Here is an 11,354-nt window from a genome sequence, read left to right as displayed (position 1 = left end):
GTATGAGCCGGGCGGTGTTACGGGGGCGGGTGAAGATGTTGCGGGGATTTGGCTGGCGGGGGCCAGTACTGGGCAGGGTTCGCCCATTCCAACGCGGATTGCGGATGTGCTTCGGGGGCAAAAATTCAGAGACTTTGATGCATTCAGGAAGGCGTTTTGGACTGCTGTGGGAAATGATGCCGAGCTACTTGGCCAGTTCAAGGCCAGCAATCAAAGTTTCGTTCTGGGTGGCAACTCCCCGTTTGCCCCCAAGACCGGGCGTAACGGCGGAAACGCTCGTTATGAATTGCATCACATTGAACATATCCAGCATGGAGGTGCTGTTTTCGATATTGATAACCTTCGCGTAATGACACCCAAACAACACGCAGTAACCCACAAGGAAGACCGGCAGAAACCATGAAAAACAAAATCGGTGAATACACAGAGAGCGAGTTCGTGGCTTTGCTTCAGAGCATCATCAGCCACGATGGAACGGAAAGAGAGATTGACACGTTGGTGTTCCACTTTGAAAAAATCAGTGAACACCCATTAGGGTCAGATCTGATTTTTTACCCGGAAGACGGCGCTGACGACTCGGCAGAAGGTATTACTCGCACACTCAAGGAATGGCGTGCCACTCAAGGTTTACCGGGGTTCAAGGAGAAATGAGGCATGACTCCGAAAACCAACCAGCCCGACTGTGGGAGCGAGACCGGTTTAGTACTCAGGAACTATGCAGGCTGGGAAACCGCTATCGCGAGCAAGCTTGCTCCTACAGGTCCGTGTCGCTCACCCATTTTGTGATCCCTTCACACCTGTAGGAGCCGGCTTGCCGGCGATGACAATTTCAATACCGCCATCGCCAGCAAGCTGGCTCCTACAAGGGTGGATTATGCGTTGACGGGTTCTATTGCCAACTCGACAACCTCAGGCCGCTTGACCACCGCATAAACCACCGCCGTCAGCAAACTCCCGGCCACAATCGCCAGCAAATACAACAACGCATGGTTGATCGCATTCGGGATCGCCAGCACGAACAATCCACCGTGCGGCGCCATCAGTTTGCAGCCGAAATACATCGACAGCGCACCGGTCAGCGCACCACCGGCAATGCTTGCCGGGATCACCCGCAGCGGGTCCTTGGCGGCAAACGGAATCGCGCCTTCGGAGATGAAACACAGCCCCAGCACCAACGCCGCTTTACCGGCCTCGCGTTCAGTCTGGGCGAACTTGCGCCGGGCAATGAAGGTGGCAATGCCCAGGCCAATCGGCGGCACCATCCCGGCGGCCATGGTCGCGGCCATCGGCGCGTAACTCTGGGACGCCAATAGCCCCACCGAGAATGCATAAGCGGCCTTGTTGATCGGCCCGCCCAAGTCGACGCACATCATCCCGCCCAACAACACGCCGAGCAAAATCGCGTTGGTGGTGCCCATGCTGTCGAGGAAATGCGTGAGCCCGGTGAGCATCCCGGCCACCGGTTTACCGACTACATAGATCATCACCAACCCGGTGAACAGACTCGCCAACAACGGGATGATCAGGATCGGCTTCAACGCTTCAAGGCTTTGCGGCAAACGCGCGTAACGGTTGATCGCCTGCGCCGCGTAACCGGCGATGAAACCAGCAATGATCCCGCCGATGAAACCGGCACCCAACGTGCTCGCCAGCAAGCCGCCAATCATCCCCGGCGCCAGGCCCGGACGGTCGGCAATCGAGTAGGCGATGTAGCCCGCCAGCAGCGGCACCATCAGCTTGAACGCGGTCTCGCCGCCGATCTGCATCAGCGCGGCGGCGAGTGTGCCTTCTTCCTTGAACGCGGTGATGCCGAACACGAACGACAAGGCGATCATCAGACCGCCCGCCACCACCATTGGCAGCATGAACGACACGCCGGTCAGCAGGTGTTTGTAGATGCCGGTCTTCTCTTGTTTGGCCGGGCCTTTGGCGCCGGTCGCGGCACTTTCCTGCTTTCCTTCGGCCAGCGCTTTGTTCAGCGTCGCTTCGGCTTGCTTCAAGGCGATGCCCGTACCGCAACGGTAGATTTTCTTGCCGGCAAAACGCTCGGTCGCGACTTCGATATCGCAGGCCAGCAGCACCATGTCCGCGTCGGCAATCGCTGCCGCGCTCAACGGATTGCGCGCACCGACCGAGCCCTGGGTTTCGATTTGCAGGTCATAGCCCAATCGCTTGGCCGCCTGCTGCAAGGCTTCAGCGGCCATGAAAGTATGAGCAACGCCGGTCGGGCACGCGGTGATCGCGACCAGGCGCGGAGCGCTTTTGGTAACGGCTGCAGGCTCGACGGTGGCTTCGGCTGCGGCGTAAACCTGCGCTTCTTCGGCACCGCGTCGCAGCACCGCTTCGACATCTTGCAGGGCGTGTGCCGGGGTGCTTTGGAACACACGCTTGCCCACAAATCGCGACATATCCACCGGTGCGCTAGTGACCAGCAACACCCACTCGGCGGCCTCGATCGTGGCCGCCGACAACTGGCGTTCCGGGTGCGCCACATCCACCACTTCGACACTGGTGCTCCAGCCCTGACGCTGCGCCGCGGCATCGAGCAAACGGGCGCACAGCACGCTGGTGACCATGCCGTTGGGGCAAGCCGTAACGATGGCTAACTTCATGACAAACCCTCTTATTGTTCTGTCAGGGGGCGCACGCGCACACCCTGTTCGAGCCGCGCCAACTGCGCCGCATCGCCGATACCGAAACCGATCTGCGTGACCGCCATCGCCGCAATCGCCGTGGCGGTGCGCAGGGTCTGTTCCGGCGTATCGGGCTTAAGCAAACCGTGAAGCATGCCGGCCAGCAACGAATCCCCTGCGCCCACGGTGCTGGCGACGCTGACCTTGGGCGGCGTGGCGTGCAGCGCCGAACCGACACTGAACCAGTTCACACCGTCGGCACCGTGGGAAATCACCACGTGCTCGATACCTTGGGCATGCAAACGGCTCGCTGCTTCGGCTTGAGCCGCAACCGAAACAACCTCGCAGCCGAGCACTTCGGCCAGCTCTTCGGTGTTCGGTTTGATCAGCCACGGACCGGCCTTGAGCGCCGCTCGCAACGCTTCGCCACTGGTATCGAGCGCAACGTTCAAGCCGAGGTTTTTCAATCGCTGTACCAACGCCTGCAACCATTCAGGACTGACGCCTTGCGGCAGACTGCCGGCCACGACCACCGCGTCATGCCCCGGGGCAATCTGATCCAGTCGATCGAGCAACGCCTGCTGCGCCGCTTCACTGACCTTGGGTCCGGGACCGTTGATGTCGGTGATGCGCCCGTCGCTTTCCGCCAGTTTGAGGTTGCTGCGGGTCTCACCGGGAACGCGGATAAACGCGTCGACAAAACCGCGCTTGGCGAACAGGGTTTCGAACGCCTGAAGGTTGTCCTCGCCGAGAAAACCGCTGACGGTGAGCGAATGCCCGAGGTCTGCCAGCACCTGCGCCACGTTCACGCCTTTACCGGCGGCGTGGGTGTGCATCTCGTCGCTGCGATTGACCTGGCCGGGCTCAAGGCGCGGCAACTGCACCGTCAGGTCCAGCGCCGGGTTGAGTGTCAGGGTCAGGATCTTGGCCATTACAGGGCCTCCACTAATGCGCGCACTTCATTGGCGCTGCCCACGGCCAGCGCCTGCTGGGCAAGGGTTTGAGTCTGGGTCAGGCTGAGTTCGCGGATGCGCGCCTTGACCTCGGCAATGCTGCGGCCCGACACGCTCAACTCGTCTACACCGAGGCCGACCAGCACCGGCACCGCCAGCGGATCGGCCGCCAGTTCGCCGCACACACCGACCCATTTGCCATGGGCATGGGCCGCGCGCACGGTGATGTCGATCAGTTGCAGCACCGCCGGGTGCAAGCCGTCAGCCTGGGCCGACAAGGTCGGATGACCGCGGTCGATGGCCAGGGTGTATTGCGTGAGGTCGTTGGTGCCGACGCTGAAGAAATCGACCTCTTTGGCCAACACCGGCGCCAACAGTGCGGCCGACGGCACTTCGATCATGATCCCCAGTTGCAGGTCCGCCACGGGGATTTCCAGGCGCAAGCGCTCGGTCATGTCCCGCGCCTGACGCCACTCGTCAACGCTGCCGACCATCGGGAACATGATGCGCAGCGGGCGGTTGTCAGCGGCCCGCAGCAAGGCGCGCAATTGCGCTTCCATGATGTGCGGACGCTGCAAGGTCAGGCGAATACCGCGCACGCCGAGGAACGGGTTTTCTTCTTTCGCAATCGGCCAATACGGCAACGGCTTGTCGCCGCCAACGTCGAGGGTGCGCACCACCAGTGGCCGACCGGCGAGGCCGTCGAGCACGCGACGGTATTCGACTTCCTGAGTTGCTTCGTCCGGCGCCTGCGAGTGGGCCATGAAAATCAGTTCGGTGCGCAGCAGGCCAATGCCTTCGGCACCCTGCTCCACCGCGCTGGTGACGCCCGCGCTTTCGCCGATGTTGGCGAACACTTCGACCGCATGGCCGTCGGTGGTCAGCGCCGGTTGATGACGTTGTTCGGCCGCGGCTTTCAAGCGTTGCTCGCGGGTGTCACGCTCTTCGGTGGCGCGCTGCAAGGTCGCCGCATCGGCGTCCACGTGCAGGCGACCGCGCTGGCCATCGAGCAGCAACGGCGTGCCCGGCGCCAGCAGCAACACCGCGGCACCTGCGCCGACCAATGCCGGAATGCCCAGCGCACGGGCGACGATGGCACTGTGCGCGGTGGCGCCGCCACGGGCGGTGAGAATGCCGGCGACACGGGTCGGATCGAGACGTGCCACGTCGGAAGGACCGACTTCGTCCATCACCAGAATGTACGGTTGATCAGGTTCGCTCGGGGTTTCGACGCCGCTCAGTTGCGCCAACACGCGACGGCCGATATCGCGCAAGTCTGCCGCACGCTCGGCAAGCAATGCATCCTGCAGCGATTCCTGTTGTTTCGCCGCCGCTTCGATCACCGTCATCCACGCCGCTTCGGCGCTTTCGCCTTGCTTGAGGCGAGTCTCGACTTCATCGGTCAGTTCCGGGTCGTCGAGCATTTCCTGATGGGTGATGAAGATTTCGCGGATGGCTTTGGATTTGCTGCGCTCGATCAAGCCTTCGATGTCGTGACGCACATGCGCCAGCGCTTGTTTAAGACGCTCGCGCTCAATGGCGGCGGACTCACCGCGCAGCGGGTATTCGATGGTTTGCAGCACTTGAATATGCGCCGGGCCGATGGCGATGCCCGGTGCGGCGGGGATGGCCTGAACCAGGCTGCCGGACGCCGGGGCGAACAGCACTTCGGCCACCTCGGTGATCACTTCACGCTGCTGGCTCACGGCAGGCAAAGGCTCGACCTCTTCACCCAGCCCCTCTTCGATTGCCGCCAACAACGCTGGCAAGGCATCGGCGGCGATGCTCGGCTCGGCGATGAATTCCAGCACCTGACCGCGACGGGCGCCGAGGCTGAGCAGTTTGCTCAAGCTTTTCACCGACACCGCGCTGTCTTGACCATCGACGATGCGCACACGAATTTCGCCTTCAAAACTCTTCGCCAGTTGCGCAAGGATCTTCGCCGGGCGCGCATGCAAACCGTGGGCATTGGCCAGCGCAATGCGTGCGCTCGGCCAGTCCGCCGGCAGTTCACCGCCGAGCACTTCGAGGACTTTACGGCTGCTGGTGGCGCGTCCCAGTTCATGGCCACGGCCTTCGATCAGCAACGCGCAAAGGCGTTCGAGCAACGCCTGGTGCGCCTCGCCCAAGCTGGCCAGACAGAACAGACCGCTGAGCGGCTGGCCGAGGTAGCGCATCGGTTTGTCCGGCGTGACAAACGCCAGGCCCGGACGCTTCACCGTTTGCTCGCTGTGCAACCACCACAAACCATCGCCCAGCGGCAACGCGTCGACTTGCTGCAAAACCGCAGAAAAACCATTGCTCACACAATCCGCCTGACGCAGCAAACGGGCACCGCGCCAGACCAGTTCTTCAAAGTCATCGGCCGACACGCCGAGGCCGATCATCTGCGCATCCAGCGCCAGTTCCTGCGGCGCGCCTTGCAGCAGTTTCAGCAAGGCTTCGGCAGAACTGGCGCGACGCAGGGCCTGGCCCAGATCGGTTTCGCCAAGGGCGCGGGTCAGCAATTGCAACAGGCGCAAATGTTCATCGGATTTGGCCGCAATGCCGATCGCCAGGTAGACGATCTGACCGTCGCCCCAATCCACACCGTCGGGAAACTGCATCAGCCGCACGCCAGTGGAAAACACCTGGTCGCGGGTTTGCGGCGTACCGTGGGGGATGGCAATACCTTGACCGAGAAAGGTCGAGCCCTGGGCTTCGCGCGCCTGCAAACCGGCGAGATAACCTTCGGCGACCAGGCCGTCGTTGACCAGATGCTGCGCCAACAAATGCAGTGCTGCGGACTTGTCCACGGCCGACTGGCCCATGGAAATCTGCTCTAGAGTGAGCTCGAGCATGCTTTCTCCTTTTTGGCACCTTGAGGTGCCAGGTATTGTTTTGAATGAGTCAGCTTAGGCGCTTAATCATCACTTTTGGCGGTTTCGCGGCAGAACCGGCCAAATGCACCTGATGCGTAGAAAATACGCTTGCTGAAACGTTTAATCTAGAATGATTGGCACGTTACTCGATAATGTCCCATCCTTGAAGTCCAACTTGTCGGATATGTTGCGACAATAGTCCCCTGCCTGAATCGGGTAGGATTGGCGAAAGTATCGGCCGAAAAACAAGGAAATCCCGAGTTGAAACTCAGTGATATCGCCCAACTGGCCGGTGTGTCCGTGACCACCGCCAGTTATGTCATCAACGGCAAGGCGGAACAGCAACGCATCAGCAGTGCCACCGTCGAGCGCGTGCGCGCGGTTGTTGAAGAACATGGCTTTACGCCCAATCCGCAAGCGGCCGGGCTGCGCAGTCGGCACACCCGCACGCTGGGTTTCATTCTGCCGGACCTGGAAAACCCCAGTTACGCACGTATCGCCAAGCTGCTGGAGCAAGGTGCCCGGGCCCGCGGTTATCAGTTGCTGATCGCCAGTTCCGACGATGCGCCGGACAGCGAACGGCAACTGCTGCAACTGTTCCGCGCCCGGCGCTGCGATGCGTTGATCGTCGCCAGTTGCCTGCCGTCCGGCGACGACAGTTACCGCCAGTTGCAAGCCAAAGGCATCCCAATCATCGCCATCGACCGGGTCATGGAGCCCGAGCATTTCTGCTCGGTGATCAGTGATGATCGCGAAGCCAGCCTGCAACTGACGCGCAGCCTGCTCGATCCATTGCCCAAGCAGATCGCCTTGATCGGCGCGCGCCCCGAACTGAGCATCAGTCAGGAACGGGCCGCCGGTTTCAAGGAAGCGCTGGCCGGGTTCAAAGGCGAGATCCTCATCGAACACGGCGAATCGTTCAGCCGTGAGTACGGCAAGCAACTGATGGAAGAAATGCTTCAGCGCCTGGGGCATTTGCCGGACGCGCTGGTGACCACTTCCTACGTGCTGCTCCAGGGTGTGTTCGACGCCTTGCACGACTTCCCGTTGAAAAACCGCCCGCTGCGCCTCGGCACATTCGGCGACACGCAGTTGCTGGATTTTCTGCCGCTGCCGGTCAACGCCATGGCCCAGCAACACCAGTTGATCGCCGACAAAGCGCTGGAGCTGGCCCTCGCCGCCATCGAGCAGTCCGATTACCAGCCCGGTGTGCAAGCCATTGCGCGGACCTTCAAGCAGCGTATTCGCCAGGACTGAACCGTGGAGCTGATCGACAGCCACACTCATCTGGATTTTCCGGACTTCGACGAGGATCGTCAGGCGCTGCTCGCCGAGAGCCGCGCCCTTGGCGTGCGGCGGATGGTGGTGCTGGGGGTTTATCAGGCCAATTGGCAGCGGGTCTGGGACCTGGTGAAAAGCGATCCCGATCTGCACGCGGCGTTCGGTTTGCACCCGGTGTATCTGGACGAGCATCGGCCTGAGGACCTACGCGAACTCGCCGAGTGGCTGACCCGCCTGGCCGGTCACCGACAGCTGTGCGCGGTGGGCGAGATTGGCCTGGATTACTTCATCGAAACTCTGGACCGCGAACGCCAGCAGACGTTGTTCGACGCGCAACTGCAACTGGCGGCGGACTTCAATCTGCCAGCGCTGATTCACGTGCGACGCAGTCATGCAGCGGTGATTGCCACGCTCAAGCGCTTCAAGTTGAAACGCGCGGGGATTATTCACGCCTTCGCCGGCAGCAAGGAAGAAGCCCGCGAGTACATCAGGCTCGGCTTCAAACTGGGCCTGGGCGGCGCGGCGACCTGGCCGCAGGCGTTGCGCATGCACCGGGTGCTCGCCGAGTTGCCGTTGGAGTCTGTGGTGCTGGAAACCGACTCACCGGACATGGCCCCCGCCATGTTTCCCGGTCAACGCAACAGCCCGGCGCATTTGCCGGCGATCTGCTCGGCGCTGGCCGCGATCATGGCGATCAGCCCTGAACGGCTGGCGGCTGTCAGCACAGCCAATGCGTGTGAGTTGTTCAACTGGTAATCAGTCGGCGTGAGCCTTGGCCGCTTCCAGAATCAGCGTCATGTGTTGCCGGTGCCGGGCGAACCGGATAACCGCGAAGTAGACCAGAATCGCGATCAACGAAAAATTCAGCTGCTCGACCACGCTGAGCATCCCCACCCATTCCATCACCAACGCCACCAGCAACGCGGTGCAGACCATCACCAACGTACTCGCACGTAGCATCGCAAGCGAGTCGAGGGATTTGATGCGCCTGATCTGTTTCGGGTCGCTCAGTTGCAAGGCTTTGTGACAGTGGGAACAGGCGAAGGCTTCATGGATGGCAATGGCGTTGAGTTGCCAGGGTTCGAGCAGGAGTGTGCATCCGCAATGAGCACAATGGCCCTGGATTCCAGTTGTAGCGAAGGACATAACCGAGCCTCCTCAGAGTAGGTCAGGGTTGTGGATCATCCCTCATTGAAGACCAAAAACCAGACTCTGGAGGGAAATCGGATACCGCCTACTTGTGGAAGAAACAAGTACTACAGACAACGCACAAAACTGTAGGAGCAAGCTTGCTCGCGATAGCGGTCTGGTAAATGTACCTACGCCATCGCGAGCAGGCTCACTCCTACAGGGGTTATGCGGTTCTTCAGACCCGGAACGCGCTGATCAACTGCTTGAGCTCCACCACCTGCGCCGACAACGCCCGGCTGGCGTCCTCGGTCTGGTGCGCACCTTCGGCGGTGCGTTCGCCAGCCCGGTTGATCTCGACGATGTTCTGGTCAATGTCGTGAGCCACGGCGGTCTGCTGCTCTACGGCGGCGGCAATCTGCTGGTTCTGATCGACGATCATGCCGACAGCGCCAAGGATGTTTTCCAGCGCCTGCTGGACCTTTTCCGACTGCCCCACCGTGCCGTTGGCCATTTGATGACTGGTGCCCATAGCCTTCACTGCGGCACCGACACCGCTGTGCAGTTTGGCGATCATCTGTTCGATTTCTTCGGTCGATTGCTGGGTGCGTTTGGCCAGGGTCCGGACCTCGTCCGCCACCACCGCAAAACCACGCCCCTGCTCGCCTGCCCTCGCTGCTTCGATAGCGGCGTTGAGCGCCAGCAGGTTGGTCTGTTCGGCGATGCTTTTGATCACTTCCAGCACACGGCTGATGGACTGGCTGTCGCTGGCCAGTTGATTGATCACCAGCACCGACTGATCGATCTCGCTGGCCAGCGCAGCGATGCTGCCCTGCTGAGACTCCACCAACCCGCGACCGCTGATGGTTTCGTCATTGACGCTGTGGGCGCTGCTGACCGCCGCGGCGGCGCTGCGGGCCACCTCCAGTGAGGTGGCCGACATTTGGTTCATCGCCGTGGCGACTTGCTCGATCTGCGTGCGTTGCCCCGCGACAGCCTGGTTGCTCTGGGCGGACACGTTCTCGACCTGACCGGCCTGACGCTCGACTTCCCCGACCGTTTGACCGACACGCTCGATCAAGTCATGGATTTTCTTCACCGTGCCGTTGAACACCTCGCCCAACTCGCCCAGCTCATCACGGCTATTGGCGTTGAAAGTCACGGTCATGTCGCCGGCCGCGACCTTGTCCATCATCGCGCCAAGGCGCTTGAGGGTAGTGCGGGTCGAGGCGTAGAAGCCGCCGTAGAGGTAAAAAATCAGCACAAACACCACCGACAGCGCCACGGCCTGCAAGACCATGTGCGTGCGGTTCTGGCTCAGTCGTTGTTGCAATTGGGTGTCGAGGAATTTCAGGGTGGCTTCGTTGAGTTGGTAAGTCTGGTCCATCAGGCCGCTGACCTGATCGTAGAAGGCCAGCCACGGCGCATCGAGGGTGTCGGCCATCACCACCTGCTCTTCAAACAGTTCACTGGCTTTTTTCAGCGACGCCTTGCTGCTCTCGGCCTGCGCCGCCAGGGTTTCACGTGCCGCCTTGCTCGACCCCAGCGCATCCTGCAACTTCAGACCGTACTCGGCTTGCAGCTTTTCAATCTGCACCAGCAATTCATCGAAGCGGGTGCTCGAAGACGAATTGAGAAACCCTTGCCCCAGCGAGTAGGAACCCATGGCGCGACCATCGCCCAACGTCTGGGTGACGGGCGGCGTGACATTGGTGATGAGTTCGGTGAGCTGACGCATGTCGCTCTGATTGTCACGGCTCAAACCCGCCTGGCTGGCGATGATCTGGCTGAAAATCTGTGCATTGCCGAGCAACTTGCCGATCAGCGCACTTTTACTTTGCAGGGAGTTTTCCGCTTGCTGGGCCTTGAACGCGGTGATCATTTCGTCGCGTTTGCCATCGAAAACGGTGACCAGTTCCGGATCGGTGGTCATCGCTGTCAGCCCTTGCAGGCGGGCCAGAACGTTTTGTTCCAGGGATGTGATCTGGGATTCGAGATTACCGGCCTTGCCGGACTGGCCAAGGATGACGTTGATCTGCACCAGGTTGTTCAGGGTTTCCAGGTCGCGTCGAAGCGACAGGCTGCTGCCCAGCAGGTCGAGGCTCTGCAGTTCCACCCGGGTGCCCTGGAATTCGCGATAGGAATCACGCACCAGATAAAAGTTGGTCACCAGCATGGGCACCAGGAACAGAACGCTGATCAGGCTGAACTTCATGCCGAAGCTCAGGCGATTCATTAGCGCGACGGCGGGATAGAGCAAGCTCTTCACTGGAAGTCTCCCTTGGGTTTCTTATTTTTATTGGCAGGCACAGACAAGCAGCAGATAGCCACTATTGAGTGCTATCTCTGTATAGCTTAAATCGACGGGAGGTTTTGTAACTTAAGGTTAACGGCAGCTTATCCGACGAGACGCCCCGTCTTGCCATTACAGACCTTGTAGGAGCCGGCTTGCCGGCGATGGCATCGATGCGGTGTACCTGAAACACCGAGGCGCAGCC

The 11,354-nt window shown here is 60.9% G+C and carries 9 protein-coding genes; 4 read left to right on the top strand and 5 right to left on the bottom strand.

Annotation, left to right across the window (positions count from 1 at the left end; translation table 11 throughout):
• A partial coding sequence (locus tag KGA97_RS27525) for an HNH endonuclease signature motif containing protein (protein ID WP_223481860.1) occupies positions 1-403 on the top strand: 403 nt, incomplete at its 5' end.
• Entirely contained in the window at positions 400-651 is a 252-nt protein-coding gene (locus KGA97_RS27520; protein WP_223481859.1) for a bacteriocin immunity protein, read from the top strand. The genes KGA97_RS27525 and KGA97_RS27520, both read left to right, overlap by 4 nt.
• A gap of 221 nt (positions 652-872) precedes the next feature.
• Here the strand turns inward: KGA97_RS27520 and KGA97_RS27515 are convergent, their stop codons facing one another.
• From KGA97_RS27515 to ptsP, 3 genes are read right to left on the bottom strand one after another with little or no spacing between them, the layout of a single operon-like run.
• Positions 873-2,612 (bottom strand): PTS fructose-like transporter subunit IIB, encoded by a 1,740-nt coding sequence (locus KGA97_RS27515; protein WP_223481858.1) that lies wholly within the window; start codon positions 2,610-2,612, stop codon positions 873-875.
• 11 nt (positions 2,613-2,623) lie between these two features.
• Positions 2,624-3,565, bottom strand: coding sequence for a 1-phosphofructokinase (pfkB, locus tag KGA97_RS27510; protein ID WP_008036241.1), 942 nt, complete (start codon positions 3,563-3,565; stop codon positions 2,624-2,626).
• Positions 3,565-6,426, bottom strand: a complete 2,862-nt coding sequence (gene ptsP, locus KGA97_RS27505) for a phosphoenolpyruvate--protein phosphotransferase (protein WP_223481857.1) — start codon at positions 6,424-6,426, stop codon at positions 3,565-3,567. The genes pfkB and ptsP overlap by 1 nt, the downstream gene beginning before the upstream one ends.
• 282 nt (positions 6,427-6,708) lie before the next feature.
• On the opposite strand from ptsP, the gene cra reads away from it, so the two are divergent.
• Together cra and KGA97_RS27495 are read left to right on the top strand one after the other, a co-directional pair.
• Positions 6,709-7,704, top strand: coding sequence for a catabolite repressor/activator (gene cra / locus KGA97_RS27500; RefSeq protein WP_008036238.1), 996 nt, complete (start codon positions 6,709-6,711; stop codon positions 7,702-7,704).
• 3 nt (positions 7,705-7,707) lie between these two features.
• The gene (locus KGA97_RS27495; RefSeq protein WP_223481856.1) at positions 7,708-8,484 is read left to right on the top strand and encodes a TatD family hydrolase; all 777 of its coding nucleotides are present in this window, start codon (positions 7,708-7,710) and stop codon (positions 8,482-8,484) included.
• Here the strand turns inward: KGA97_RS27495 and KGA97_RS27490 are convergent, their stop codons facing one another.
• A complete protein-coding gene (locus tag KGA97_RS27490) occupies positions 8,485-8,874 on the bottom strand; it encodes a hypothetical protein (RefSeq protein ID WP_192227700.1) in 390 nt (129 codons plus the stop codon).
• A gap of 220 nt (positions 8,875-9,094) precedes the next feature.
• A complete protein-coding gene (locus KGA97_RS27485; RefSeq protein ID WP_223481855.1) occupies positions 9,095-11,125 on the bottom strand; it encodes a methyl-accepting chemotaxis protein in 2,031 nt (676 codons plus the stop codon).
• Positions 11,126-11,354 lie beyond the last annotated feature (229 nt).

The sequence above is a fragment of the Pseudomonas sp. BF-B-15 genome (assembly GCF_019946675.1).
Taxonomy (GTDB): Bacteria; Pseudomonadota; Gammaproteobacteria; order Pseudomonadales; family Pseudomonadaceae; genus Aquipseudomonas; species Aquipseudomonas migulae.
Note: the sequence above shows the minus strand (reverse complement) of the source record. Positions and strands in the feature narration are given on the sequence as shown.

Bases quoted from the DNA above. Each gene is read 5' to 3' on its own strand.
- KGA97_RS27490 (WP_192227700.1), bottom strand. From the start codon at position 8,874: ATGTCCTTCGCTACAACTGGAATCCAGGGCCATTGTGCTCATTGCGGA.
- KGA97_RS27520 (WP_223481859.1), top strand. From the start codon at position 400: ATGAAAAACAAAATCGGTGAATACACAGAGAGCGAGTTCGTGGCTTTG.
- ptsP (WP_223481857.1), bottom strand. From the start codon at position 6,426: ATGCTCGAGCTCACTCTAGAGCAGATTTCCATGGGCCAGTCGGCCGTG.
- pfkB (WP_008036241.1), bottom strand. From the start codon at position 3,565: ATGGCCAAGATCCTGACCCTGACACTCAACCCGGCGCTGGACCTGACG.
- KGA97_RS27515 (WP_223481858.1), bottom strand. From the start codon at position 2,612: ATGAAGTTAGCCATCGTTACGGCTTGCCCCAACGGCATGGTCACCAGC.